Below are 25,644 nucleotides of genomic sequence, written 5' to 3'. Positions count from 1 at the left end.
ATTCAAACGCATGACTTTTCGTATAAGTTTATACTTTAATTAAGATCACATAAAGGAGTGTAGTAAATTGACGATATTAAAAGCAGAAAAGATCCATAAAGCTTATGGGAATAAATTCAATAGACAAGAGGTATTAAAAGGGATAGATCTAGCCATAGAAGAGGGAGAATTCCTTAGTATTATGGGGGCATCCGGCTCAGGGAAAACAACCTTATTAAATGTGCTCTCATCAATAGACAAATTGACAAGTGGAGCTTTACAAATAGAAGATCAAGATATGACAAAATTAAAAGAAAAACAACTTGCCACATTTCGCAAACTACATCTCGGTTTTATTTTTCAAGATTATCATTTACTTGATACGTTAACCGTAAAAGAAAATATCCTTTTACCTTTGTCAATTGCTGGATTTTCAAAAAAACAAGCACAAGCAAAATTTGATACACTAGCAAATCAGCTTGGTTTAAAAGAAATTTCCAATCATTACCCTAACCAAATTTCAGGTGGTCAAAAACAGCGTACATCAGCAGCTCGCGCCTTTATTCACCAACCCTCTATTATATTTGCAGATGAACCGACCGGCGCTCTGGATTCAAAAGCTGCAGCTGATTTATTAAACCTATTGAGTGATCTTAATCAACAACGTAAAGCAACGATTGTCATGGTCACACATGATATGACAGCAGCTAGCTTTTCAAAACGCGTTGTCTTTATTAAAGATGGTCAAGTTTATACCCAATTAAATAAAGGTGATCAAACTCAGCAAAGGTTCTATCAAGATATTATGAAGACGCAAGCAGTATTAAGCGGGGTGCCTCATGAGCATTAATCGTTTAATCATTCAGAACTTGAAACAGAATGTTAAAAACTATTATTTATATGTACTTGCCTTAATATTTAGTGTGGCATTATATTTTTCTTTTGTGACATTACAATATGATCCTTCTATGGATCGAGCAAGTGGCTCGATAAGAGGTGAAGCAGGCATTCGGTCAGCTTCCGTTCTCTTGTTTGTCATCGTAGCGGTCTTTTTATTGTATGCTAACCGTATTTTTATTAAGCGACTCAGTCAAGAAATCGGATTGTTTCAACTTATTGGTATGAATAAAAAACAGATTTTCCGAGTTCTAACGATCGAAAACAGCATCTTATATTTTAGTTCACTAGCTTTTGGGATCGGCATCGGCTTTATCTCTTCTAAGCTAATCATGATGATCTTATATAAAATTACTGGGGTGGATGACGTAGCTTCCCTCCATTTCTCAATCGAAGCCTTACAACAAACCTTAATCATCTTTTGTATTGTATTTGTATGTATTTGCTTCACCAACTATCTGTTTATTCTAAAGAACACGATTCTCCAATTGTTTACTGTATTAAAGTCTACAGAACATCGGGTTAAACGCTTTGCTTGGTTGGAAGTGATCATTGGTTTATTAGGATTACTTAGTATTGGATCAGGCTATTACGTTTCACAACGCCTGTTTGATGGTGATTTTACAGGTATAAACCATTTGTTTTTAGCGATGATTTTCATTCTATCCTCCGTGATTATTGGAACATATTTCTTTTTCAAGGGAACGGTTAGCTTTATCCTGAATATGATGCGAAAATATCGACGTGGTTATTTAACGATCAATCATGTGTTAAGCCTATCATCACTTATGTTCCGAATGAAATCAAACGCTTTGTTATTAACGATAGTAACAACTGTATCTGCTTTATCGATCGGTTTACTATCACTCAGTTACATTACCTACTATTCCGCCGAAAAAACAGCGATGCAAAATGTAGCTGGTGATTTTTCCTTTACGACTGAACAAACAGCTGATCTATTTACTAATACGTTGGAAGAAGCGAATATTCCCTTTCAGCGGATACAGCGTGATGTTATCTATGTAGAAGCAGATGTGGAGGCTATTGCAGAAACTGAGTTTGCTCAACAAAACATAGAAGAAATGCCTTTGATCTTACCGGTCGTATCAGCAGAACAGGTGGAGAACCTTGATCTAGTAGAAGGAGAGACCCGTTTTGCTGGTGCAAGTGTGCTGATGGAAACGATGCTAACACTTAAGGATGAAGGCGAGATCTCCTGGATAACACCTGAAGCAACGATAGATCAACATTTTTCAGGACGAGAAAAAACAACCATTCTTTCCTATTTGTTTACGAATGGTGGCTTACCTGTAGGTATAGTTAATCAAAACACTTTTGAACAATTGCAAGTTTATCAAGATGAGGATTTACAGGTTGATTATAATGTCTTTTTTGCTGTTAATATTACGAATCGATCACAACTTGATGATGCTAATAAGCTTTTCAACCATTTAATTGATGAATTCGAAGCTGAATCCGGTCCACTATCTCTTGTCGAAATGAGCCAAGACCAAAAAGAAAGCATGGGGCTAGTTATGTTTATTGTTGGCTTTTTAGGCCTAACCTTTCTCATAACATCTGGCTGTATTCTGTATTTTAAGCAGATGGACGAAAGTGAAGATGAAAAGGCGAACTATACGATTTTAAGAAAAATTGGTTATACCAAACATGACTTAATTAAAGGTATTCGCATAAAACAAATCTTTAATTTCGGTATTCCACTTATTCTTGGATTATCGCATAGTTACTTTGCAGTTAAATCTGGCTGGTTTTTCTTTGGTACAGAGCTCTGGACACCAATGCTAATCGTAATGGTGATTTATACAATTCTCTACTCAGGGTTTGGTTTGTTATCTGTTAGCTACTACAAGGAGGTAATTAACAAATCGTTATAGATAAAGTGAATCAGTGGGGATTTTCAGTTATCCCCCCCACTGACTGTTAGCCCTAAAGGATAAACTAAAGACCCTTAAACCATTTTGGGTGCTAGCGTCCATAAGACGCCCACGTTGTTTTGAAGTGGGTGTCTTATGGACGGTTGCCCCGGGGTAATAGTTATTTTCATTGATTTGAGGGTAGCTCGTTAATGATTCAGCTTTAAACAATCTTTGTTTAAAACAGCTTGTTGTTCTCTACTACTTCACATGTAAAAAAACACAATATAAGGACTATAAACCTTCCTTATCCCAATCAATGGTACTTCGAACGGTATCAATTGGACGAACTCGTTTCTCTATTTCTTCACGCTTTGGCTCTAAAAATGGTGGAAGAGAGAGTTTTTCTCCTAGAGTTTCGTAAGGCTCATCTCCCATAAATCCTGGACCGTCTGTCGCAAATTCAAACAAGATTTGTCGGGCAACTCGTGCATATAACGATTCAAAGAAATGACGATCGACATAGCCTGAAGTTTGAAAACCAAATTGAGGTAATCGATCAATCCATTCATGCAAAGCATCCGTGTCCTCAACGCGAAAGGCAACGTGATGGACGGTGCCATATCCTTGAATGCCATCACCCACTCCTTCCAGGTGCTCCACTATAATTTGCGCTCCATTTCCACCTTCTCCAACTTCAAACAAATGGACCTGGTCTGTTTGATCAATCTCTTTGAATAAAAGAATTTGCTCCAAAACTTTTTTAAACCGAGAAAAATCTGAAATGCGAATTGTAATTGGACCAAGTCCAGTGATTGCATATTCTAATGGGATCGGTCCTTTTTTCCATGGAATTCCCGCCTCTACACCTACATTATTTTCATCAGAAACCAATTGATATTTCTGATCGTCAAAATCCACGAAAGACAAAACTTTCTTCCCGAATTGTTCCTGAATCCCTTCATGTTTTACTTCCAATCGATCAAATCGATCACGCCAATATTCTAGTGCAGCATCATCAGGAACCCGAAATCCAGTTCGATAGATTTCATTAGTTCCGTGCGCACCTTTTGGAATATTAGGAAAATCAAAGAATGTCATATCTGTTCCTGGGTTTCCTTCATCATCTGCGAAAAACAAATGATACGTCTGAATATCATCTTGATTTACTGTCTTCTTCACCAAACGCATCCCTAAAACATACGTAAAAAAGTGATAATTTTTCTCGGCACTGCTTGTTATTGCGGTTACGTGGTGAATACCTTTTAAACCACTGACCATGTAAACTCCTCCTTTTATATTGTTCATATTTTCATTTATTAAAATTATCTTTAATTCGAGATAAATATAACATGGATATAAAATATTCGCAAATGAATTGCTTTCTTTAGTATTTCCCTTGATTCAACGTAAAAAAAGTGAAACTTCAATCAGTGGGGGGGTTTTAGTTATTCCCAGTTATTCCCCCACTGATTGTTAGTTAAACCATTCGGGGTGCTAGCGTCCGTTACTCCCACTTAAACAACTTGATATTCTCGTTGTTTTGAAGTGGGAGTCTTACGGACGGTTGCTCCGGGATAAACGATGGGTTTACCTAATAAAATATGTGGGATATACAACTAGAGGTGAAGAAGATGACACAACTATTGCTTGGGATTGCCACGCTTTTTATTGGTCTTAACTTATATTATTTTTTCATGAATAAAACTTATCGGAAAAGTTATTTTAGTACAGCCTTATTTCTAAAATTGTTTTTCGTCTTATGTGGAGTCCTATTGGGATTCGCACTCTTGTATTATGCGTTATCGATTCAAGAAGTTATTTTGGTAGATGAAGCTAACGGTGAGCCCATTCAACATAGCTTTTGGGAAATGCTCTATTTTAGTGGCGTTACACTTTTGTCAATTGGATACGGAGATATTGTCCCGATTGGAGTAGCACGATTTTTCTCACTTATTCAAGCTTCCATTGGTGTCTTGCTACCGACGGCTTATTTTTTAAAAGCATTTGATCATTCCAACCAGAAAAAAGAAAAAGATTAAGGAGAAATATTTCGTACAACGAATTAAATATGCTATGATAATCATACAATATATAACAATGAGGAGTGAGGATATGAAAGGATTAACTGCAGAGGATTTATTGCAATTTTCATTTGTACAAGAACCGCATCTTTCACCAGATGGTAACACTGTTGTTTATGTCAAAAAAACAATCAATGATAAAAAGAAGTACCAATCAAACTTACATCTAATTGATTTAAGCACAAATAAGGATATTGCTTTTACACATGGCAAGAAGAAAGTAGGGCAACCTCGTTTTTCTCCAGACGGGACTACAATTGCATTTGTTTCTAATCGCTCAGGAAAACAACAAGTCTGGTTGATTCCTGTTCATGGTGGGGAAGCAAAACAACTCACTTCTTTTCCAAACGGAGCTACTAACCCTGTATGGTCCCCTGACGGAAAAAAACTTGTCGTTTCTGTTTCTTTAGGGAAAGATGACTCACTAGATAAAAAGGAAGAAGAGAAAAAAGAAAAAGATGAGTTAACCCCTTACGTTACGACAAAATTAAAATACAAAGCAGATGGTGCTGGTTTTTCTAAAGAAAAATATCAACAGCTTGTGTTAATAGAGTTAGATAATGAGAAAACGAGTGTGTTAACGGAAGGTGAATTTGATCATCGCCAAGCTGTTTTTTCTCCAGACGGAACCACTCTTGCGTTAATTGCCAACCGAGAAGAAGATGCGGAATATCAATTAATTAGCGATCTATATTTACTCGACATTCAATCGAAAGCACTCACAAAACAAACGGACAGTTCTATGCGTTTACATAGCCCACAATACGCACCAGATGGGAAGAAAATTTCCTTATTAGGCAGTGGAACCGAATATGCTGGTTCTACATTAACCGAAGTATATACGTTTGATCTCGATTCCAAAACACTTGTTACCTTAACGGAAAATTGGGATGTGGAAGCAAGTGATGTTTGCATTAATGATATGGGTACAGATGGAGGAAGTGATGGTGCGATCTGGTCGAAAGATGGAAAGGCATTATTTTTCTTAGCCGGTGAAAAAGGAGCAACCTCCCTCTATCAAGTAACCTTAGATCACCAAATTACGAAGGTTTTTGGGGAAAAAGAACAAATCTATCAATTTACGTTTAATCAAGCGCAAACAAAAGTTGTTTATGCATCTAGTAAAGCAGATGTGCCCGGCGATCTTTATCTGCATCAAGTAGGAACCGGTGAAAGGGAACAGCTGACTACGAGTAATCAAGCATTGCTTGCGGAGCGAACATTATCGATACCTGAAGAAATTGACTTTACCGGATCAGACGGCACACCACTACATGGCTGGATTACGAAACCTGTTGCTTTTAAAGCTGGTGAAAAATATCCACTTATTGTCGAGATCCATGGTGGACCTCACTTAATGTATAGTCACGGTTTTGTCCATGAATTCCAAGTGTTAGCTGAGAAAGGATATGGTGTGCTGTATATTAATCCACGAGGTAGCCACGGATATGGGCAAGCATTTGTTGATGCGGTACGTGGTGATTATGGTGGCGGAGACTATCAGGACATTATGGATGCGGTTGATTATGCATTGGAGACATTTGAGTGGATTGATGAGGATCGTTTAGGTGTTACCGGTGGCAGTTATGGTGGCTTCATGACCAACTGGATTGTTGGACATACGAATCGGTTTAAAGCGGCGGTGACGCAACGATCGATTACAAACTGGCATAGTTTTTATGGGGTAAGTGATATCGGCTACTTTTTTACCGATTGGGAATTAAAAGCGGATTTATTGTCCGATCCAGATAAGCTGTGGCATCATTCTCCCATTCGCCATGTGAATAACATAGAAACGCCATTACTTATTTTGCATAGCGAAAAAGACTATCGCTGTCCGATCGAGCAAGCAGAACAGTTATACATTGCATTGAAGATGCGGAAGAAACCAACAAAATTCGTCCGCTATCCAGAATCGAATCACAATCTATCTAGAACAGGTGACCCTGCATTACGCGTTCATCGCCTTCATGAGATTGTTGAGTGGTTTGAGAAATATTTATAAATTTTTATATGTTTTAAGGGACGCGGAATACTTCTATTTTTGTTGCTGAAATTCGGTAGGTACCTTTTATGCATAAGTGAAAAAATTCAAGCTACCCTGTGTTGCGAAAAACGGGGTAGCTTTTATCGTAATAGGATGGAGTTCACCTAAAGAATCCTTCGGGAAAATTTAAAGAAGGTGTTTCCTTTTTTTGGAAACGTGATATAATAACATTATATGGTATTATAGTTTGTAAAATTAAAAAATAAGGAGGAAAAAAGAATGAAAAGTAAGTTTACTATTTTGATTTGTTTTGTACTTATCTTTACTTTTTTTGTCTCTTCCACCCAATTAGTTACGGCAGCAAGAAAAGAAAATGAAAAAACAGGTTTAATTGCAATGTATAATCCTAGTGGTGGTGGTTTTTTAGCTTCAATTGCTTTAAAAGTAGAAACAAGTATATATTACACTCCGACAGGGTTTAATCCTGATTATAACTTCGTGGAGTTTGTCGTTCAAACTTCCACATTAAAGGGATCTTTTGCTCAATGTGGAGGAACCATGAACACAATATCTCCTCTTAAAATGGGGGGGACAGAGATCACTTTAAGACCTGATACTTTTCTTATACCCGATGATGGTTATGCACGCGATATATTGAAGTCAACAAGAGATGGGAGACAAAAAGGAACCTATACGATTGAATCTTCCGGTCAGTTTTACCCTAACCCGAGTACTTGTATGGGCGGTGGTAGAGTTACTAGTACCTTTACTTTCTACAATTATTAATAATTCGGAGGTATAATAAAATATGAAAACGAAAAAAATTATTATTTTGTTTAGCGGTTTGTTTTTTCTTTTAGTAATACTAGCTCCAATGGCTTTAGCCGATGATTTTGGCATTGGTAACTTTTTCAGTGAAAAAGAACAGAAATTAGAAGGGGTAAATTCTTCTGACGTTTTAGTAAAAGGTGAAAATTTCACCATTACTCAAGAGGAATTTGTAGATCATAAGGAAAATTTGAAAATGATATATGAATTGAATGATATTTCGCTTGATGTTTCCAATGAAGAGGTGATCGATCAGATCGTCGAGAACAAATTGTTATTAAAGGTTTCTGATGAACAAGGTATTGAGGTAACGAAGAATGACGTTCAAGAATACGCCTTGCAAACGAGAAAAGCCTTTGAAGAAGAAAATATTTCTAAAGAATTAAAACAAATTCATTTAGAGCTAGCAAAACAATTAAATGTTTCTCCAGAAGAGTATTTCACTCATCCAGATGTTCTTAAGCAATATGAAGATGTTGTAAAAATAAATAAGTTAGTTGATCATATGGAATTAGAGGGTACGTTAAATGATAAATATTCGCTAAGTGACTTTGTGCATGATTTAAAAGTAGAAAATAAGGATACTTTAAACATTAATAAGCAGGCACTTGAACAGTTTGAATAAAAATATGGATTTTAATTATAAAGAATTATAAAACCTCCTTTTTGTTGATGCCAAGAGCAAAAGGAGGTTTTATTATTGAAAAAAACTTTTAACAATTTTGTTATTGTTGTTTCATTTTTTCTGTTCATATTTTCGCTGAAAGCACTGCTACTAAAGTTACACCAATTATTGCAAATCCCCTATTGTACTAAGGATACTTTCCGGGGGGGAACACGTCAAGAAAATTGTAACAGGTTCAAAATGTATTCTCTCTTTTACACCTTCTTTCCTTCCTTTTTGTAAACAACGCTATACCCATAAAATGAACCCACTAAAACAATAAGCAGCGACATGACATTTTGAATAATGTTTTGCTCGAAAAATACCGAAATCATCACTAGTAAAACAGTGCTATAGAACAAGTCTTTTTTTAGCTCTCTTTTCATTAGGTACTTCCTAAATAAATCATATAGTGTAATGCACAGAGCAGTAGTGAGTAAAAAGTACACTAGCAAGAAACCATCTCCTTCTAAAAAGAATTTTCTGATCAATAGGGATGAGCCTTGATATGGATAAATGCCCACGCAGATGGGGCAGCCTTTACACGCCCATTCCTAATATTTACACAACAAAAATTACATAGGATTAACCTCAACCACTATACTAGCAATCAAAAATATAGCGTAAAGATTCCCTCGCTCGAAACTTAGTCCATCATCAAAAGCCCAATCCCATAATTGATCCTCTTTATTATTCGTCACTATCCACTTCTCGAAAGGTTTCGTAAACAGCTTACTAAAAATAATAAACAACAATCCCCCGATAATCATATCAATAGGCCGATCCACGTTAATTGCTGTTTTTAGGATAGTTATCAAAATAAACGGAAGAACAAACGAAACAGATATATAATAAAATTTAAGTTTAATCATTTTATTCTCTCCCCTCTCTTTTTAAATCTTGGTATTTTGCACCCACTCTCTCTGATCAATGATCGAAAACAGAAGATATAGGCAAAAATTCAACTTTTTAAAACAACAATAGTTATCCTCGCACTTTTCCCTTCATCCTATTATCTATTTGGATACTTCATCGACACAATTCCCAAAAACTCATCTAAAGTCATATCCTTTTTAGAATTCAACCGCAACGCAATTCTATCATCAAATTTCATCAATTTAGTTGTTTCATTAGGTACAATAACACAAGGTATGTCAGCAAGTATTGAAGCTATTGAACCATTCGGGGAGTCTTCAAATACAATAGCTTCTTTAGAACTAATTCCAAAATAGCTAAGAACATTATTGTACAAGTCTGGTTCTGGCTTTACATTCTCTACATCATCAGAGGTACAAATATAATCAAAATATGATTTAATACCTAATTTATTTATATGGTAATCTATCCAACTTTTTGTAGAACTTGATGCAAGTGCAATTTTAATACCAAGTTGTTTGGCTCTCTCTAAATAATCTTCAACACCTTCTCTTGGAGATTTACCATCCAATAATTCTTCATATATATCACTCCGTTGAAATCTAAAGTTATCTCTACTGATTTCTGGGAATTTTACTAATAATCGTTCATAAGGGTCAAACCTCAGAGAACTACCAATAGAATCCATCCAATTTTCCAGAGGGAAATCTACTTTATATAATTTATATAATTGTTGAAAAGCTTCAAGGTCATATGTTTCAGTGTCAAACACTAATCCATCAAAATCAAATATTATTACCTTAACCATTATGCATTCCCCCAAATAAAGTAACCATGTACTCCTTCTACAAGCTAAATAATTTCTTGTTCAATATCCCTTCCCATTAGTATCATAAGAACTCTATATCTAATGATACCATTAAATAGTAAATTAATCCCATTAACTCGCTATTAGCAATACTCCTTCCCCCTTCATGTAAGGGTGCAACATTGTCATAGGCTGTCGTTAGATCGAAACTTCGGATCCCATTGGAATTTCTTTGCGGATGATAATAATACATTTTACTTTCTTCTATATGTATTTGTGGTGTTGCAGTTGCCTGATTGTCTTCATATAATGCCAACATGTTATTCAAAGAATCATACGCCTTAACATTTAGGTGGATCTTCTTCCCCTTGAAAAGTATAAATTTTAGCGAAAACATCGGCAATTACCAAAGCTATTAACATTACTATAGCTAGAAACATCGCTGCTTTTAATACGATCTCACCTCTGTTCTCCATTTTAATTAACAGCTACCAGTGTTGCTTGATGTTGGTTACTCTAAGATTTGAAATAAACTATCTTCTTTTCTAAATCTTCACGATAACTGAAGATAGATCTTCTTCCGACATCATAGTGTTGTTCTTTTCGATTAATATCGCTATCATCTTCTATATAAGAAGCGTACTCGATTAATGGATCTTGTACTTGTTTCCAAGAAGAAAAGTCGTTATCAATTAGTTGACTCATATACTCTTGAAATAGTTGGTGATAACCGGCATCACCTGTTACTTTAGAGACAAGACCTATTAGCTTCATCATGTTAATGCGTTGAATATCAGCAATGACATTCCTATGTTGTTGCTGCTCGAAAATATTTTTTATAATCTGTTTAACTTTATAGTCTGGTAATACAATTCTTTTATTGTTAATGCATTCATAAAGATAATTTTCCAGGATATATAGATAATCAAGATCTAGAGGTTTTTTACGATGACAATCCTCTAAAAATGTAGCATAATCTTCTATCGTTAGTTCCTCAATATTTGCAAAGGTTAATAGGTATTTAACGACACTTTCCTTTGATAAAATATAGCGCGTTCCTTTCCAAAAGTAACCATCACTCAATAATGTTTGTGCTATTAATCCAGTAAAACTGATCACGAAGACAAACATGAAATTTAACTCAAAGAAATATTCTAAAACCGCCCATATAATAGAATAAGAGAGCAAGCACGATACTGTATTTATCGTTATGATATTTTTGAACTTTTTACGCAGTTCATTTTCACTATATCCTTTTTTATAAAAATAGATTAAATTTAACGGCAAAACATCACGAATTGGCTCTTGATTCATAGATAACTTTATTGGGTTAAAGTTAATTCTTTTATCCATGGTAAATGGATATAGGATGACATATTTTAAAGGCATTTTCAGAAAAATTTTTAATAAAATAACCTCAATAAGAACACTCACCACGTAAATTATGTAAAGAATAAAAAAGGTTAGTAGTAAGTAAATCGCCAACGAAACAAGAGATAATTCTCCCCAAATAGGATTTTGATGAATTAAGAAAGCATAAATTGGTCCGATTACAAGAAGGTAACATACAACTAGCATATCTTTTGTGTGTAGGTTCATATTCTTTTTCCTCACTTTTAAAATATTTAAGATAATTGCCTACTCTTATGAAATAAACAATTGTACACTACGATAAAAGCACCCCACACCGATACATTACGCACATATCGCCTGTGATACAAATTGAATGACAAGATACGATTTTTTTGAACTGACTAGTTATCCTTAATTGAGATATTTAGATTTCAGTTAAAGAGGAATTTTAACTAGTGGGAGTTACGGATGGTTTCATTTGGAAAAGTTCTAATTATAAAGACAATGGAGATAGGAAAGCACAAATAAAGAGCGCTAACAATGATTGTTAATTTTTCAACAATTACTACAAAACTAGCATGTATCTAATTACCAAGTCAATACGTTTTTCTAAAAAAATCCAATCAAAACATTTATACTAAGTGACACTTCAATCAGTGGGGGTCGGTATTTCTCGACTGATTGTTAATCTTAAAGGATGACCTAAAGCTCCCTGAAGCCTTGAGCAGTGCTATCGTCCGTTACTTCCGCTTAAACAACTTTGATCTTCTTATTGTTTTGAAGTGTGGAGGTGGGAATAATTTTCAATTAGTTCCAGTTGAAGACTTTAGATTCTTTCATAGTGTTAACGGAGCCATGGAGTTGAAAGCAGGTGTTATATGTTATAATTGTCATCATTAGTGGTTATGGAATTAAGGTTCATAAAGTTTGGGGAGGAAGTTATGAAGATACTTTTAACAGGGTTTGAGCCTTTTTTAGGTTTGGAAACAAATCCTACTGCAGAAATCGTCACAGCGTTAGATGGAATGAAAATCGGCAACAAATCTATTCATGGGAGCGTGTTACCCGTTGATTTTTCGGGAACAAAGGAAGCGTTGCTAGCAGAAATAAAGACATTGAATCCTGATGTTGTTCTTTCATTAGGGCTCACATTTGGACGCAGTTGCATTACACCAGAACGAATCGCAATAAATTGCATGGACGGAGAAAAAGACAATGCTGGCGTTTCCTATCAAGATCAGCTTATTGAAAAAGAAGGGCCAGACGGCTATTTTTCCACACTTCCAATCCGCAAGATGGTCGATGCACTTGTTGCTGCGGAATTACCAGCCAAAATATCAAATACAGCCGGCACTTATCTGTGCAATCAGACGATGTACGTTGCTCGTCATTACGCTGAAAAAAATAACCCGGCGCTCCGAGCTGGCTTTATTCACATCCCCGCCGACCATAAACTTGCTTTGCAAAAGCCAATGACAAGCTCCTGGTCATTGCAAGATCTTCAACGAGGAATAGAAATTATAATCGAACAATTATAGTGTGTGTATAAAAAGGCGATGAAGTATTGAGGACCGGAGAGTAGGCTTACTAACATGAGAACTGGATGAACGAAGAAATACGCGCTTATCATTTGGTTACTTCTGAACAACCACTTATAAGGATCGTATAAAGAATATAGGAAAAGCCATGAAATATACGCACAGGTATATTTCATGGCCTTTTTAATTTATTCGCATTCTCTGCGATTTGTTCGCATCTCTTTCATTTTATTCGCATTCTCCGCGATTTGTTCGCATCTTTTTCATTTTATTCGCATTCTCCGCGATTTGTTCGCATCTTTTCGAATTTATTCGCATTCTCCACGGTTTGTTCGCATCTTTTCGGATTTATTCGCATTCTCCGCATTTTGTTCGCATCTTTTCGAATTTATTCGCATTCTCCACGGTTTGTTCGCATCTTTTCGGATTTATTCGCATTCTCCACGGTTTGTTCGCATCTTTTCGGATTTATTCGCATTCTCCGCATTTTGTTCGCATCTTTTTCGATTTATTCGCATTCTCTGCGATTTGTTCGCATCTTTTTCATTTTATTCGCATTCTCCCCGATTTGTTCGCATCTTTTCCGATTTCTTCGCATTCTCTGCGATTTATTCACGACTTTTCCAATTTGCTCGCGTTCTCCGACTTTTGCTCACGACTTTTTGAATTTGTTCGCGTTCTCCGACTTTTGCTCACGACTTTTTGAATTTGTTCGCGTTCTTCGGGATTTACTAGCATTCTCCGCGGTTTGTTCGCATCTTTTCGAATTTGCTCCCAACATTAATATGCGCCTACCCCTTTTTCAGCAACCTGTAAATCCAAGGGGGTAATCCCGCTTCTTGCCCACTCAGCTTTTAACTGTTCAACGTTCGCTTGTTCTTCGACAAAAGCAATGCCACAGTCTCCGCCACCTGCGCCAGATGATTTCGCGCTTCCGTATTTTGATGCGAGTGTAGCTAGCTTTTCAAGAACAGGGGTTTCGATAACAACCTGTGCTTGGTTGCTAATAAATTGAAGTGCCTGGCGATTTTTCCTTACACCTGCTAACACAAGTTCGGGTTGATTATTTGCAAAGCCATCTAAAATGAATGCAACTGCCTGTTGGCTTTGTTGCAAAAATTGATCATATGTTGATGGATTGGCTTGCTTTAGCTGACGAATATTGTGTACCATTGGCGCGGTAGAAGCAGCATTACCTGTCCATCCTACAAGAAAATGAAGTGAAGGTGGTAGTTGGATCGGTTCAATTTTCAGACCTGGCCAAGGACCATCGATAATTTTTTTGATCGATCTTACTTCTGTTAACTGCTGATTCAACCAATCGCCATCAAAAGTACGATACTGAATCCAACCTCCAAAGGTTGAGGCGGCAATGTCTGCACAAGACCCGTTTCCTTGGGTGTGAAAATGCGCTGCCGAAGCTAGTTTAAATATCGTCATTAGATCTTCAGAACCTTGATACCATTTCAACAATGCCGTGACCACAGCAACGACAATCGCAGCACTTGAGCCTAAGCCATATTTTTGACCAGAAGGATCATCCAATTCACTTTTGACAGTGAGCGTAACTGCTCGATCGACATCCTTATTAACATAAGCATATACCAACTTGATTACACTTTTAATAAATCGTAAGCGGTCATCGTTGATGGAAAATAGAACCTCTCCCGCTTCTACCTTCCATTGCACATCTGTTAAACCCAATTGTGGCAATTCCAAACGATTGACACTACTCGGATAAACCTCCACGGTTATGTAGCGATCGACAGCAACGACGATCGAATCTTGATTTAATTCTGTTACCGCATATTCACCAGCAATCAATAGTTTACCAGGGGCTTTAACGGTATAGTGAGGTTTAGCCATTGTTTTATTCGCTCCTATTCTTGATCCAAATAGCTTATGCCTGGACCGATTCGGCAGTGTTGTATCGACTGTACAACATCGAGTGACTGGATTTGACTCGTGATTTGATCTACTTGACTTGGTTGACAAACTACCTTGACATTAGGGCCAGCGTCGATCGTAAAATATGCTTCTAATCCTTGATCACGCAATGCTTGAACAGCTTCCATCACTTGCATGGTCGCGCTATTCCAATACAAAAATGGTGGGTTTGCGCCTAACGTGGTGGCATGCATTTTACATGCATTTGCTTCCAACGTTTTTCCTAACAACGTAAAATCGCGAGTGGCAATCGCTTGTTTCATTGTTTGTAAATCGAGTTCTACTGCGTGTAACCAGCCTTGGTAAAAAGGGGACGTTTCAACCGTTCGTTTCATCCCTTCCCTACTTAACACTTTTTTTGCTACCGATGACACTTCGATAGCTAAAACCCGAAGATCCCATGCATCTTTATCTAATAATGGGACGGCATAACAGTCCAAGCCGTCCTCCAATTCCCCTTTTTGCCATTCAACAAAACCACCATAGATCGAACGGCTCGCAGAACCTGAGCCTTGACGTGCCACTTGTGATAATGCACGATTATCAAGTTCAAGGCCGACCGCCTTTGTTGCCGCAGCAGCTAAAGCCGCATAACCAGAAGCAGACGAAGCAAAACCTGCTGCTGTTGGCACATGATTTTCTGACGTAATAACCGCATAATGTTTTTCACCAGCAAGCAAGCGAATTTTATCCATGAACGCACTTATCTTTGTCGTTTCTTGCTGACTTGCCTGCTGTCCATTTAGAAAAAATTGATCTGCCTGTAGTTTCGGGTCAAACCGAACACTCGTGTCTGTATAAAACTTATCTAATGTGATCGACAAACTACTATTTGTCGGTAAAAATAAGGCCTCATCACGTTTGCCCCAATATTTAATCAAGGCAATATTCGTATGTGCTCGTGCTTTTGCTTTCACGACTTCATCACCTCACCGATTGTACATAGCCATGTTTGAGCGGCAGACTCTCGAATCAATGCTGCTTCAATTTCTGTCGCAACTTCTAACGATGGCGCAAGCGCAATGATACAACCGCCGCGACCCCCACCGGTTAACTTTGCTCCGAGCGCACCTGCATTGTTACTTACTTCCACATAATGATCCAGACCTGGATCACTAACTCCTAATGCACGCAACTGCTCGTGTGCTTGATTTAAAATGATACCTAACTCAACCGCTTGCCCATTTTTCAGCATCATTTTTGCTTGATCAGTTAACTCGGCTAATCTATTTATCCTTGCTTTTGTCTGATCAACTTCGGCTTCATATTTTTGTTTAATACTCGCAACCGCTGCATGTGTATCACCGATTCGACCAGTATCTGCAACAATAAAATGTAACGGCTGATCGATTTCCACTGACTGAATAGGCTTATTTTTTTCAAACCAGATCGGTTGATCACTACTCGTAGCTTCCATATCAATGCCACTCGGAGTTCCATGAGCGTACTTTTCTGCTAGATCAACAAACTGCATTAAATCGGAACGCTCTAGTTTTTTTTGAAAAAAATCATACAAACTTCTTACCAACGCAACGGCAATCGCCGCACTAGAGCCTAACCCTCGACCAATCGGAATAGAGGAAATAAGTTCAATCTGAAAATCTTGCGTCGCGTGCTGTAAATGTTGACAGACAGCTTCTACACACTTTGCCAATCCTTCTAATTTCACAGGAATGTCACGAATGGCTCCGGAATAGAAGTTGCTGACAAATTCAACCGGGCCGGGACGATAGTTGATTTCCGCTGTCACATTCACCAACGGAAACGGAATCGCAATGGCTGGTTCGCCATAAACAACAGCATGTTCGCCAATTAAAATGAATTTACTGTGCGCTTGGCCAACGCCTATTTTCTGAGATGCTTTTATCATGGTTCGCCTCTCCTTAATTTCTCTCACCCTATCTTTACCTCACTAGCAATTGGAAGAGCCAAGGTGCGGCATACAATGCCATGAACTGCACCCCATAGTTCACGCCCAATCGGTGCATAAAACCAGCCACTAGACCGATGATTAGAACACCGCCGATATTTATCCAACCGGCATCAATAAATGCTAGTAAGACGACTAAGCCGAAAAACATGCCAAGCATCGCTTCGTGAGGAATTTTTTTCAATACAAATAAACAAATACGTTCTGCGTATTTAACGATAAAGAAGTAAGTGATCGCAATCGCTACAACCGCACCAATAACTACTGCCCAAACGAAATCACCCATCGACAACATATGATGCATATTATTTTCTAATGTAAAGACAGGTGGTGCATTAAATAACGCGTTCGCAGGGCCAATCGCCACCGGGGACAATGGCACGCCCAAAGCAATCAAAGGAATTAAAGTTCCCGCAATGTAAGCCGCATTAGTCAACGCATCCATACTAGAAATCGCTAGCGCACTTTTCTTAACGGGATCTTTTTCCCAACTAGAAACTAATTCTCCTAGTAAAATAGTAATTCCAACTGGACTTAAAATGAAAATGATGACACCGAAGAATGAAGCGATCGTACTGACACTCAATTCTTGTGTAGTTAAAATTTTAAATGGATTTGGTATGCCTTGATATTGATTGTTTTTTGAAACGTTGATTGTTTTTTTATCATAACGTGGTAGAGATTTACGCTTGTTTTTGCTTAATAATTCAAATAGCGTCAAAATGACAGGACCAATAGTGATCCCCAAAAAGAACGAGACAAACACATTGGTTCCTTCTGGCACAACACCTATTTCCCAATAGATATATCGTAACCCTTGAATTAGTATAGCAAATGGTACAATGGAAGCAAGTGCGATCCATCGTTTTTTAGACATGAGTGCCAAAATCACTGCACCAGCCAGAAATAGTTGGTTGGCATTATCACTGATGACGTCAGAAAAATCAACGAGCGCATTAGCCAAAAGTAGACTGATAGGAACAGCGATAATTGTACCAATGACAGAACCTGATACCATTTTTCGAATCGCGAGTTCCGTTTGACCATGTTCTTTTAATACGAGTGCATGTTCAACCATCGGTGCTGCCATGACACCACCTGGAATTCCGGCAACTGCAACAGGAATGGAATCTGTCAATTTTTTCGCAATAATTGCAGCCATGAAAAAGGCAAGAATAACAACTGGTTCCAAACCTGTTAAGACTAACACTAATGTTACCGGAGCAAGCACAGCAGTCTCATCAGTCCCCGGTGCGATACCAATTAAAGTGTAAATGACCGTACCCGCTACTGCGGCGAGGATCATCTGAAGAATTAAACTAGGATCCATTTAGCCTTCCTCCCTTTCTATCTCTTTAAACTGACGCTTCGGTTGGATTAATATACTAGAAATGATGAATCCAATCAGAGCACCGACTAAACCAAAAATCAATGGCATCGGCGCTTCACTTGGTGCAATAAAATATGCCACTAATGCTACAACCGTTGTAATGACCATGGCAAGCATTAAATCTTTTATTTTCACAACATCTGCCCATACTTCTATATTTTCACCTTGCTCTTTTTTATGTAAAGAATCAGGTGTCTTTGTTCCCTTCATTCTCGCATTCCTCCGTTAAGATCAGTTTTTTACAGACTCGATTTCCATTATAGCCTAATTGAAAACGATTATCAACAAACGCGTGATAATCATCACACTCTATACTATATGAAGAAAGCAAACATACGCAAGCAACAAACAACCCGACTTTGCGCAAGATGAGTAACTTGACCTCTCGTTTCCCCTATACTTTCTCTTCTTTTTTAAGTACTAGTTGACATTCCTCTGTCGTGTTACTAAACTAATGACATTGGTGGTGAACTTATGATAAACACAAAGCTATCGGTTGCAATTCATATTTTAACAATGATCGCAACGAAGTCTGATACTCCGATCACATCGGATTTTATTGCAGGAAGTGTAAATACTAACCCTGTTGTCATTAGGCGAATTAGTGGCCAATTAAAAAAAGCTGGCTTAATCTCTGCACATGTAGGAAAGGCGAGTTTTACGTTAGAAAAAGAACCAGAAGAAATTACGATCCTAATGGTTTATCAAGCGGTTCAAACCCACGACGACCTCTTTTCTATACATGACAACCCCAACCCCCATTGTTGGATTGGGAAAAATATTCAATCGACATTAGATAAAACCTTTCAACGAGCGCAACGTGCATTAGAGCAAGAATTAAATAACCAAACACTAGCTGATCTTATAAAAAATCTTTCAACCAATCGTTGAAGGATTTTTCTTTTTTCATACGTGTTGCAAAAGTTAGCAAATTAGAATGGCGAAGCTCCTAAGACCAGAGTGTAGGATTTCTCTACCTGAACACCGATGAACGAGCAAACAAAAGTCGCTCATCATTCGGTTTCTTTGAACATCTGTTCTTAAGCATATATCACGGATTATTGCTTATCCTTACTAGTGCACTACTAGTTTGGGCTTCGATTTCGCTCAACCATTGCATCCTATTTGACTCACGTTTTTGTTGTAACTATAATGGTTACATATGCAACACATTTTAAAGGAGGTTTTTACTAATGAAAATTGGAATTATTGGTGCAACAGGAAAAGCAGGACGGCTTATTTTACAAGAAGCAAAAGAGCGGGGGCACGATGTCACAGCAATCGTTAGAAACCCAGCAAAAGTAACGGATACTTCTGTTAAAACAGTCGAAAAGGATATTTTTTCAATCACTAAACAAGACGTTGAAGCTTATGACGTGATTGTTAATGCGTTTAATGCCCCAAGTGGAGAAGAGCATTTGCACGTCGACTCTCACAATGTACTAATTCAGGCGTTGAAAGGAACGGATACCCGATTGATTGTTGTTGGTGGTGCGGGAAGTCTTTACGTTGATCAAGAAAAAAATCTTCGTCTTCTCGATACGCCAGACTTTCCTGACTTTGTCTACCCAACTGCATCCAATATGGCAAATGCTTTAGACATTTTAGCCTCAACCAATGATGTTAAATGGACCCATTTAAGTCCTGCTGCGGTCTTTGATCCCGAAGGAAAACGAACCGGCTCCTATCAAGTGGGAACAGACACAGTCATTACGAATAGTGACGGAGATAGTTATATCAGTTATGCTGATTATGCGATCGCATTGGTCGATGAAATCGAGCACCCTAAACATTTAAATGAACGATTCACCGTAGTAGGAGAAAAATAATGTTTATCGTTTAGCAAGTCGGGTATTGCTTTCTTAAAGGAGGCGATACCATGCCTTGGGATACGAATGACTATCCAAGCTCATGGAAAAACTTTGATTCGGTATTAAGGAAAAAAGCGATTGAGATGGCCAATGCGATGATTAATGAAGGTTATGATGAGGATCAAGCCATTCCCATTGCAACAAATCAAGCGAAAGAATGGTTTGACAATGCTTCAGCTAACGAACGTGATGAGATGGCCAAAAAAACAGATGTGCAACTACGAAAGACTGACGATGATAGAAACAGTCGACCAGAACTGTTAGACCATGCCATCCATGTCCTACCTGATGACGGATGGGTAGTAAAAACAGCAGATGCCAAAAGAGCAGCAAATCGCTACGAGACAAAAGAAGAAGCCATTGAGCGCGGGAAAGAAATTGCCAAAAACAAAGAAACACAGTTAGTGATTCACAAACAATCAGGAGAAATTCAAACCGTCCGAAACTATGAAGCATAGAGCTCTGTTCGCGAAAGACTTTTACGGAATTTCTCAACGAAAAAATATGAAGCTATATTTTATCCCGAAGCCACCGTCCGTAAGACTCCCACTTCAAAACAACGAGAAAAGCAAGTTGTTTAAGTGGGAGTAACGGACGCTAGCACCCCGAATGGTTCAAAGGCCTTTAGGTCATCCTTTAGGGCTAACAATCAGTGGGGGAATACATAAAAACCCCCACTGATTGAAATTTCACTTTATAAGGGTCTGATGGTGACAAGCTAACGCTTGTCATGTCACGCTATAGCGTGACACTTTCCAATAAGTAAAACGACAGATGACCATGAATGGTCATCTGTCGTTTTACTTATTGGAAAGCAACCATCAGACCCTACTGTTATACTAGGAAATCTTTTGCATCTATTTAAAGATATAACACCTAAGAATATCGCCATAAAGCTAATTTTTTTACTTAATAATCACTATCTGACTGTTCTCCTTGAACAATAGCGATTCCTGCACTAGCACCAATCCGCGTAGCACCCGCATCCACTACCGCTTGAGCAGTGGCTTGATCGCGCACGCCACCAGATGCTTTAACGCCAATTTCTGGTCCAACGGTTTTACGCATGAGTGCAATATCTTCCACGGTCGCTCCACCTGTGGAAAAACCTGTGGATGTTTTTACATAATCCGTACCTGCTGTAACGGCAAGCTCGCATGCTCTTACCTTTTCTTCTTCGGTTAAAAGGCTCGTTTCAATGATAACCTTTACTAGCGCTTTTCCTTTCGCCGCTTCAACTACTGCTGCAATATCGGACTTCACTAGATCATCATTGCCATCTTTTAATGCACCAATATTAATTACCATATCAACTTCTGTTGCACCATTTTCAATCGCATCTTTCGTTTCAAAAGCTTTCACAGCAGATGTGGATGCACCTAGTGGAAATCCAATTACCGTACATACGTCTACTTCAGATCCCGCCAACTGTTTTGCGGCTTCTTTTACCCATGCCGGGTTAATACAAACAGAATAAAAGCCATACGTTTTTGCTTCTTCACAAACCTTAATCACTTGTTCTTTTGTTGTATCTGCTTTTAACACAGTATGATCAATTTTATTCCCTAGTTCTTGACTCATCTTCTCATCTCCTTATTTTTCTGCTTTAAGATCACCGGCTAAGAACGCACCTGGCAATAATGCCGCCACCGTGGTCTCTTCTACATCACCTTGTAGATTGGTCAATACTACTTTCATGTCTTGCGGACATAATTCTGCAATCACTTGACGACAAGCGCCACAAGGGGAAACGGGTCGTTCGGTATCTGCCACTACTGCCAACAGATCAAACGCACGAGCTCCTTGCCCATAAGCACTAAATAAAGCCGTTCTTTCTGCACAATTACATAAAGAATAGGCAGCATTTTCTACATTGCACCCATGATATATCTCACCATCTGTTGTTCGTAGCGCGGCACCCACCTTGAATTTCGAATAGGGTGTGTATGCTTTTTCTCGCGCTTTTTTCGCCTCTGCAATCAAACCTTCTATCGAAGCCATATGTTGTCCCCCTTTTTATGTAATGGAGTCGCTCGATTATTGCGCTCCGATTCGTTCTAACACTGCTTTTACCAAAGCCAAAAATGATTCTCGTACTTTTTCCGTTGTTTCAATCACTTCTTCATGATTCAATGGTTGATCCAAAATTCCTGCAGCCATGTTAGAAATACAAGAAATACCTAACACATCCATTCCCGCGTGACGGGCAACAATAACTTCTGGGACTGTGGACATCCCTACTGCATCTCCACCTATCGCTTGAAGCATTTTGATTTCAGCTGGCGTTTCATATGTTGGTCCTGTATTCCACACATATACGCCTTCTTTCAAGTTCAACTGCAAATCGGCTGCTACATCACGAGCAATTGCTTGAAGGTTACGATCATATGCGGTTGACATGTCTGGAAAACGAACACCTAATGCAGGATTATTTGGGCCGATTAATGGATTTTGCGCCGTGTTATTGATATGATCCGTAATTAACATCAAGTCCCCTGGGATAAAGCTCGTATTTACTCCACCAGCCGCATTTGTGACCAATAATGTTTCGACACCGAGCGCCTTCATCACACGCACAGGAAATGTCACAACATCTAACCCATAACCTTCATAATAATGAAAACGACCTTGCATCGCGATTACCGTTAATCCATTCAATTCCCCAAGCACTAATTGACCTGCATGTCCCTCGACTGTCGATTCAGGAAAGTTCGGAATCGAATCATAAGAAATTTTCACTGGATTCGTAATTTCATCTGCTAACATTCCTAACCCGGAACCTAAAATCAGTCCAACGCTTGGTTGTTCAGTAAATTTTTCTCGAATACATGCGACAGCCTCACTAATTTGTTGTTGCAAAATTTTCTCCTCCTATTTCTTCACAGCATCTAAAAAACTCTCACCATAAACTGGCATGTTGACACCAAAATTATCAGCAATCGTTGCCCCGATATCTGCAAAGGTTTTTCTGATTGGTAATGCTTCTCCTTTTACTATCCCTTTATGGTGAACAAGTAACGGAACATATTCACGCGTGTGATCGGTACCATGATGAACCGGATCATTTCCATGATCTGCTGTAAGAATGAACAAATCATCTTCACGCAACTTTTCCAACACTTCAGGTAAACGGCGATCAAAGGTTTCTAGCGCTTCTCCATATCCTTGAGGGTCTCGACGATGTCCATATTTCGCATCAAAATCGACCAAGTTTAAGAAGTTCAATCCATGAAAATCTTTGTCCACGGACTGAATGAATTTTTCCATACCATCATCATTATCGGTCGTTCGGATCGATTCTGTAACTCCTTCACCATCGTAAATATCAGCTATTTTCCCTAAAGCCAAAACATCCAATTGATTGTCCTTCAGTTCGTTCATCACGGTTCGACCAAAAGGTTTCAACGCATAATCATGACGATTAGACGTTCGTTCAAACGCACCTGGTTTACCGATAAATGGACGGGCGATAATCCGACCCACCATGTATTTATCATTCATCGTTAATTTTCGTGCGATTTCACAAATGCGATATTGCTCTTCAATTGGTACAATCTCTTCATGAGCAGCAATCTGTAGTACTGAGTCCGCAGAGGTGTAGACGATTAATGCCCCTGTCTTCATGTGTTCAGCACCGAGCTCATCAAGTATTTCTGTTCCTGATGCCGGTTTGTTCCCAATAATTTTACGTCCTGATTCTGCTTCAATCTGTGCTAACAAATCATCCGGGAAACCATTCGGAAATGTTTGAAATGGTTGTTCAATCTGCAGGCCCATCAGTTCCCAATGACCTGTCATCGTATCTTTTCCATTTGATGCCTCTTCCATCTTTGTATAATGAGCGAGAGGAGTTTCTGCTTTTTCGATCCCTTGAATTTCTTTAATATTACTTAACCCTAACTTCCCCATCGTTGGCATGTTTAGTCCATTCATGTGTTCGGCAATATGCCCAAGCGTATCTGCACCTACATCATTAAAGTCGGCCGCATCTGGCGCTTCACCAATACCAACTGAATCGAGTACAACCAAAAATATCCGTTTAAATTTTGCTACCATTCTTTAACCTCCCATACTAAAAAAATCTTTCATATAGTCTGCAATGACTCCTCCAAAATACACACCGACAATACCGAGAACACCTGCTAGCACTGGTGGTGCTGGTAACGGTAATTTTAAAAACTTGAATATAATCCCAATAATAATCCCTGCAAGTAAGCTTAATAATAATTCTCTCATATCTCGCTCTCCTAATATTTATTATTCATTTGAAATCACATCGTAAATAAGTGGAGGGACTTCCTTCACCTGTTCACCGATATGATAAGCCGCCAGAATTCGTTTTTCTACCTCTTCTACTTCATGTGAGTTGCTGTGCATGATAACCAATGGCTCCTCTTTCGCTACCGATTCGCCAATCTTTTTCTTTAAGATTAATCCTACTGCTAAGTCAATTTCTGCGTCTTTCGTAAGACGACCTGCTCCTAGCATACTTGCAGCATGACCGATCTCATCTGCATCAATTGCCGTTATCACACCCGCTTCTTTTGCTCGGACTTCGATCTGATATGAAGCTTGCGGTAATTTTTCCGGTTGATCAATCATGGTAGGGTCTCCACCTTGCGCAACAACAAACTCCTTGAATTTTTCAATTCCTCGCCCAGAAGTAATTACTTCTTTTAGTTGTTCCCTAGCTTGTTCAATTGAATCCGCTTTGTTTGCCAAAACAACCATGTGACTTCCTAACGTTAAACAAAGTTCCGTTAAATCTTCCGGACCTTGTCCTCGCAACGTATCGAGCGCTTCTTTTACTTCAAGTGCATTTCCGATTGCTTTACCGAGTGGTTGGCTCATATCGGAAATCACTGCAATTGTTTTTCGCCCTGCTCCGTTTCCAATCCCCACCATCGCCTGTGCTAATTCTTTAGCTCCGTCCAGTTCTGTCATAAAAGCACCGGAACCTGTCTTGACGTCCAAGACAATCGCATCCGCACCAGAGGCGATTTTCTTACTCATAATCGAACTCGCAATCAACGGAATCGAGTTCACCGTTGCTGTGACATCTCGTAGTGCATATAATTTTTTGTCTGCAGGTGTTAAGTTCCCACTTTGACCAACTACCGCAACTTTGTTTTTGTTAACGAGCTGATTGAACGTTCGCGCATCAAGTTCTACTTCAAAACCAGCAATCGACTCTAACTTATCAATCGTCCCTCCCGTATGGCCTAATCCACGCCCCGACATTTTAGCAACCGGAACCCCTAACGTCGCGACCAATGGAGCCAGAATTAGGGTTGTCGTATCACCAACACCACCCGTGCTATGCTTATCGACTTTAACACCTTCAATATCCGTCAAATCAATTTGGTCACCAGACTCCACCATTGCCATCGTTAAATGGACACGTTCTTCGGTAGTCATTCCTTGAAAATAAATCGCCATGGATAGTGCAGAAGCCTGATAGTCTGGAATCTGTTCATTCGTATAACCATGTATAAAAAAATCAATCTCAGCTTTTGTTAATGTATGACCATCACGTTTTTTTGCAATAATATCCACCATACGCATATGCAATCATCCTTTCTAAGCTACTTTCGAAAAAGTAACATGCTTTCCTTATT

General features: G+C 38.6%; 27 protein-coding genes. 10 read left to right on the top strand and 17 right to left on the bottom strand.

Annotated features, from left to right (window positions below):
* Positions 1-67 precede the first annotated feature (67 nt).
* Both OWO01_RS14420 and OWO01_RS14415 read left to right on the top strand, forming a co-directional pair.
* Complete coding sequence (locus tag OWO01_RS14420) at positions 68-829, top strand: ABC transporter ATP-binding protein (protein ID WP_268781171.1); 762 nt, start codon at positions 68-70, stop codon at positions 827-829.
* Complete coding sequence (locus OWO01_RS14415; protein WP_268781170.1) at positions 819-2,771, top strand: ABC transporter permease; 1,953 nt, start codon at positions 819-821, stop codon at positions 2,769-2,771. Before OWO01_RS14420 ends, OWO01_RS14415 begins: the two co-directional genes overlap by 11 nt.
* 273 nt (positions 2,772-3,044) lie before the next feature.
* Here the strand turns inward: OWO01_RS14415 and OWO01_RS14410 are convergent, their stop codons facing one another.
* On the bottom strand, positions 3,045-4,031 hold the full coding sequence (locus OWO01_RS14410; RefSeq protein WP_268781169.1) for a ring-cleaving dioxygenase: 987 nt from the start codon (positions 4,029-4,031) through the stop codon (positions 3,045-3,047).
* 353 nt (positions 4,032-4,384) lie between these two features.
* Between OWO01_RS14410 and OWO01_RS14405 the strand changes: the two genes are divergently transcribed.
* The 4 genes from OWO01_RS14405 to OWO01_RS14390 all read left to right on the top strand — a co-directional run bounded on the left by OWO01_RS14405 (position 4,385) and on the right by OWO01_RS14390 (position 8,274).
* On the top strand, positions 4,385-4,792 hold the full coding sequence (locus OWO01_RS14405) for a potassium channel family protein (protein WP_268781168.1): 408 nt from the start codon (positions 4,385-4,387) through the stop codon (positions 4,790-4,792).
* 73 nt (positions 4,793-4,865) lie between these two features.
* Positions 4,866-6,839 carry a S9 family peptidase gene (locus OWO01_RS14400; protein WP_268781167.1) on the top strand — a complete coding sequence of 658 codons (1,974 nt, stop codon included), beginning with the start codon at positions 4,866-4,868 and terminating at the stop codon, positions 6,837-6,839.
* A 261-nt stretch (positions 6,840-7,100) separates the two neighbouring features.
* Positions 7,101-7,607: a hypothetical protein gene (locus OWO01_RS14395; RefSeq protein WP_268781166.1), complete on the top strand. Its 507-nt coding sequence runs from the start codon at positions 7,101-7,103 to the stop codon at positions 7,605-7,607.
* A 22-nt stretch (positions 7,608-7,629) separates the two neighbouring features.
* A complete protein-coding gene (locus OWO01_RS14390) occupies positions 7,630-8,274 on the top strand; it encodes a SurA N-terminal domain-containing protein (protein WP_268781165.1) in 645 nt (214 codons plus the stop codon).
* A 254-nt stretch (positions 8,275-8,528) separates the two neighbouring features.
* On the opposite strand, the gene OWO01_RS14385 is transcribed toward OWO01_RS14390, so the two are convergent.
* From OWO01_RS14385 to OWO01_RS14365, 5 genes are all read right to left on the bottom strand, one after another.
* On the bottom strand, positions 8,529-8,699 hold the full coding sequence (locus tag OWO01_RS14385) for a hypothetical protein (RefSeq protein ID WP_268781164.1): 171 nt from the start codon (positions 8,697-8,699) through the stop codon (positions 8,529-8,531).
* 189 nt (positions 8,700-8,888) lie between these two features.
* Positions 8,889-9,185 carry a hypothetical protein gene (locus tag OWO01_RS14380; protein ID WP_268781163.1) on the bottom strand — a complete coding sequence of 99 codons (297 nt, stop codon included), beginning with the start codon at positions 9,183-9,185 and terminating at the stop codon, positions 8,889-8,891.
* Between the two features lie 140 nt (positions 9,186-9,325).
* Positions 9,326-9,997, bottom strand: coding sequence for an HAD-IA family hydrolase (locus OWO01_RS14375; protein WP_268781162.1), 672 nt, complete (start codon positions 9,995-9,997; stop codon positions 9,326-9,328).
* Between the two features lie 82 nt (positions 9,998-10,079).
* Positions 10,080-10,325, bottom strand: coding sequence for a hypothetical protein (locus OWO01_RS14370; protein ID WP_268781161.1), 246 nt, complete (start codon positions 10,323-10,325; stop codon positions 10,080-10,082).
* A 188-nt stretch (positions 10,326-10,513) separates the two neighbouring features.
* Positions 10,514-11,596 (bottom strand): hypothetical protein, encoded by a 1,083-nt coding sequence (locus tag OWO01_RS14365; protein WP_268781160.1) that lies wholly within the window; start codon positions 11,594-11,596, stop codon positions 10,514-10,516.
* Positions 11,597-12,291: 695 nt separating this feature from the next.
* Here OWO01_RS14365 and OWO01_RS14360 point away from each other — a divergent pair.
* Positions 12,292-12,888 carry a pyroglutamyl-peptidase I gene (locus tag OWO01_RS14360; protein ID WP_268781159.1) on the top strand — a complete coding sequence of 199 codons (597 nt, stop codon included), beginning with the start codon at positions 12,292-12,294 and terminating at the stop codon, positions 12,886-12,888.
* Between the two features lie 780 nt (positions 12,889-13,668).
* On the opposite strand, the gene OWO01_RS14355 is transcribed toward OWO01_RS14360, so the two are convergent.
* The 5 genes from OWO01_RS14355 to OWO01_RS14335 are packed head-to-tail and all read right to left on the bottom strand — an operon-like array spanning position 13,669 to position 18,365.
* Positions 13,669-14,754 carry a phosphomevalonate kinase gene (locus tag OWO01_RS14355; protein ID WP_268781158.1) on the bottom strand — a complete coding sequence of 362 codons (1,086 nt, stop codon included), beginning with the start codon at positions 14,752-14,754 and terminating at the stop codon, positions 13,669-13,671.
* 14 nt (positions 14,755-14,768) lie between these two features.
* A complete protein-coding gene (gene mvaD, locus OWO01_RS14350) occupies positions 14,769-15,752 on the bottom strand; it encodes a diphosphomevalonate decarboxylase (RefSeq protein ID WP_268781157.1) in 984 nt (327 codons plus the stop codon).
* Entirely contained in the window at positions 15,749-16,705 is a 957-nt protein-coding gene (mvk, locus tag OWO01_RS14345; protein ID WP_268781156.1) for a mevalonate kinase, read from the bottom strand. Before mvk ends, mvaD begins: the two co-directional genes overlap by 4 nt.
* 34 nt (positions 16,706-16,739) lie before the next feature.
* Positions 16,740-18,095, bottom strand: a complete 1,356-nt coding sequence (locus OWO01_RS14340; protein WP_268781155.1) for a tripartite tricarboxylate transporter permease — start codon at positions 18,093-18,095, stop codon at positions 16,740-16,742.
* On the bottom strand, positions 18,096-18,365 hold the full coding sequence (locus OWO01_RS14335) for a hypothetical protein (RefSeq protein WP_268781154.1): 270 nt from the start codon (positions 18,363-18,365) through the stop codon (positions 18,096-18,098).
* Between the two features lie 264 nt (positions 18,366-18,629).
* On the opposite strand from OWO01_RS14335, the gene OWO01_RS14330 reads away from it, so the two are divergent.
* The 3 genes from OWO01_RS14330 (at position 18,630) to OWO01_RS14320 (ending at position 20,484) form a co-directional block, all read left to right on the top strand.
* Positions 18,630-19,046 carry an Rrf2 family transcriptional regulator gene (locus OWO01_RS14330; protein ID WP_268781153.1) on the top strand — a complete coding sequence of 139 codons (417 nt, stop codon included), beginning with the start codon at positions 18,630-18,632 and terminating at the stop codon, positions 19,044-19,046.
* Positions 19,047-19,348: 302 nt separating this feature from the next.
* On the top strand, positions 19,349-19,984 hold the full coding sequence (locus OWO01_RS14325) for an NAD(P)-dependent oxidoreductase (RefSeq protein WP_268781152.1): 636 nt from the start codon (positions 19,349-19,351) through the stop codon (positions 19,982-19,984).
* Positions 19,985-20,034: 50 nt separating this feature from the next.
* The gene (locus tag OWO01_RS14320) at positions 20,035-20,484 is read left to right on the top strand and encodes a DUF2188 domain-containing protein (RefSeq protein ID WP_268781151.1); all 450 of its coding nucleotides are present in this window, start codon (positions 20,035-20,037) and stop codon (positions 20,482-20,484) included.
* Positions 20,485-20,935: 451 nt separating this feature from the next.
* On the opposite strand, the gene deoC is transcribed toward OWO01_RS14320, so the two are convergent.
* Genes deoC through OWO01_RS14290 form a run of 6 tightly spaced genes read right to left on the bottom strand, consistent with a single transcriptional unit; the run spans position 20,936 to position 25,591 of the window.
* Complete coding sequence (deoC, locus tag OWO01_RS14315; protein WP_268781150.1) at positions 20,936-21,607, bottom strand: deoxyribose-phosphate aldolase; 672 nt, start codon at positions 21,605-21,607, stop codon at positions 20,936-20,938.
* Between the two features lie 12 nt (positions 21,608-21,619).
* Positions 21,620-22,027 carry a cytidine deaminase gene (gene cdd / locus OWO01_RS14310; protein ID WP_268781149.1) on the bottom strand — a complete coding sequence of 136 codons (408 nt, stop codon included), beginning with the start codon at positions 22,025-22,027 and terminating at the stop codon, positions 21,620-21,622.
* Positions 22,028-22,063: 36 nt separating this feature from the next.
* Entirely contained in the window at positions 22,064-22,885 is an 822-nt protein-coding gene (locus OWO01_RS14305) for a purine-nucleoside phosphorylase (RefSeq protein WP_272506162.1), read from the bottom strand.
* Positions 22,886-22,897: 12 nt separating this feature from the next.
* On the bottom strand, positions 22,898-24,082 hold the full coding sequence (gene deoB / locus OWO01_RS14300; RefSeq protein WP_268781148.1) for a phosphopentomutase: 1,185 nt from the start codon (positions 24,080-24,082) through the stop codon (positions 22,898-22,900).
* A 3-nt stretch (positions 24,083-24,085) separates the two neighbouring features.
* Positions 24,086-24,262 (bottom strand): XapX domain-containing protein, encoded by a 177-nt coding sequence (locus OWO01_RS14295; protein WP_268781146.1) that lies wholly within the window; start codon positions 24,260-24,262, stop codon positions 24,086-24,088.
* Between the two features lie 21 nt (positions 24,263-24,283).
* The gene (locus OWO01_RS14290; RefSeq protein WP_268781145.1) at positions 24,284-25,591 is read right to left on the bottom strand and encodes a pyrimidine-nucleoside phosphorylase; all 1,308 of its coding nucleotides are present in this window, start codon (positions 25,589-25,591) and stop codon (positions 24,284-24,286) included.
* Between the last annotated feature and the right edge of the window lie 53 nt (positions 25,592-25,644).

The organism is Natronobacillus azotifigens, from assembly GCF_026805325.1.
Classification (GTDB): Bacteria; Bacillota; Bacilli; order Bacillales; family Amphibacillaceae; genus Natronobacillus; species Natronobacillus azotifigens.
Note: the sequence above shows the minus strand (reverse complement) of the source record. Positions and strands in the feature narration are given on the sequence as shown.

Excerpts from the sequence above, each read along its gene's own strand:
- OWO01_RS14415 (WP_268781170.1), top strand. The coding sequence starts at position 819 with ATGAGCATTAATCGTTTAATCATTCAGAACTTGAAACAGAATGTTAAA.
- OWO01_RS14410 (WP_268781169.1), bottom strand. The coding sequence starts at position 4,031 with ATGGTCAGTGGTTTAAAAGGTATTCACCACGTAACCGCAATAACAAGC.
- OWO01_RS14405 (WP_268781168.1), top strand. The coding sequence starts at position 4,385 with ATGACACAACTATTGCTTGGGATTGCCACGCTTTTTATTGGTCTTAAC.
- OWO01_RS14400 (WP_268781167.1), top strand. The coding sequence starts at position 4,866 with ATGAAAGGATTAACTGCAGAGGATTTATTGCAATTTTCATTTGTACAA.
- OWO01_RS14395 (WP_268781166.1), top strand. The coding sequence starts at position 7,101 with ATGAAAAGTAAGTTTACTATTTTGATTTGTTTTGTACTTATCTTTACT.
- OWO01_RS14390 (WP_268781165.1), top strand. The coding sequence starts at position 7,630 with ATGAAAACGAAAAAAATTATTATTTTGTTTAGCGGTTTGTTTTTTCTT.
- OWO01_RS14385 (WP_268781164.1), bottom strand. The coding sequence starts at position 8,699 with ATGAAAAGAGAGCTAAAAAAAGACTTGTTCTATAGCACTGTTTTACTA.
- OWO01_RS14380 (WP_268781163.1), bottom strand. The coding sequence starts at position 9,185 with ATGATTAAACTTAAATTTTATTATATATCTGTTTCGTTTGTTCTTCCG.
- OWO01_RS14375 (WP_268781162.1), bottom strand. The coding sequence starts at position 9,997 with ATGGTTAAGGTAATAATATTTGATTTTGATGGATTAGTGTTTGACACT.
- OWO01_RS14365 (WP_268781160.1), bottom strand. The coding sequence starts at position 11,596 with ATGAACCTACACACAAAAGATATGCTAGTTGTATGTTACCTTCTTGTA.
- OWO01_RS14360 (WP_268781159.1), top strand. The coding sequence starts at position 12,292 with ATGAAGATACTTTTAACAGGGTTTGAGCCTTTTTTAGGTTTGGAAACA.
- OWO01_RS14355 (WP_268781158.1), bottom strand. The coding sequence starts at position 14,754 with ATGGCTAAACCTCACTATACCGTTAAAGCCCCTGGTAAACTATTGATT.
- mvk (WP_268781156.1), bottom strand. The coding sequence starts at position 16,705 with ATGATAAAAGCATCTCAGAAAATAGGCGTTGGCCAAGCGCACAGTAAA.
- OWO01_RS14340 (WP_268781155.1), bottom strand. The coding sequence starts at position 18,095 with ATGGATCCTAGTTTAATTCTTCAGATGATCCTCGCCGCAGTAGCGGGT.
- OWO01_RS14335 (WP_268781154.1), bottom strand. The coding sequence starts at position 18,365 with ATGAAGGGAACAAAGACACCTGATTCTTTACATAAAAAAGAGCAAGGT.
- OWO01_RS14330 (WP_268781153.1), top strand. The coding sequence starts at position 18,630 with ATGATAAACACAAAGCTATCGGTTGCAATTCATATTTTAACAATGATC.
- OWO01_RS14325 (WP_268781152.1), top strand. The coding sequence starts at position 19,349 with ATGAAAATTGGAATTATTGGTGCAACAGGAAAAGCAGGACGGCTTATT.
- OWO01_RS14320 (WP_268781151.1), top strand. The coding sequence starts at position 20,035 with ATGCCTTGGGATACGAATGACTATCCAAGCTCATGGAAAAACTTTGAT.
- deoC (WP_268781150.1), bottom strand. The coding sequence starts at position 21,607 with ATGAGTCAAGAACTAGGGAATAAAATTGATCATACTGTGTTAAAAGCA.
- cdd (WP_268781149.1), bottom strand. The coding sequence starts at position 22,027 with ATGGCTTCGATAGAAGGTTTGATTGCAGAGGCGAAAAAAGCGCGAGAA.
- deoB (WP_268781148.1), bottom strand. The coding sequence starts at position 24,082 with ATGGTAGCAAAATTTAAACGGATATTTTTGGTTGTACTCGATTCAGTT.
- OWO01_RS14295 (WP_268781146.1), bottom strand. The coding sequence starts at position 24,262 with ATGAGAGAATTATTATTAAGCTTACTTGCAGGGATTATTATTGGGATT.
- OWO01_RS14290 (WP_268781145.1), bottom strand. The coding sequence starts at position 25,591 with ATGCGTATGGTGGATATTATTGCAAAAAAACGTGATGGTCATACATTA.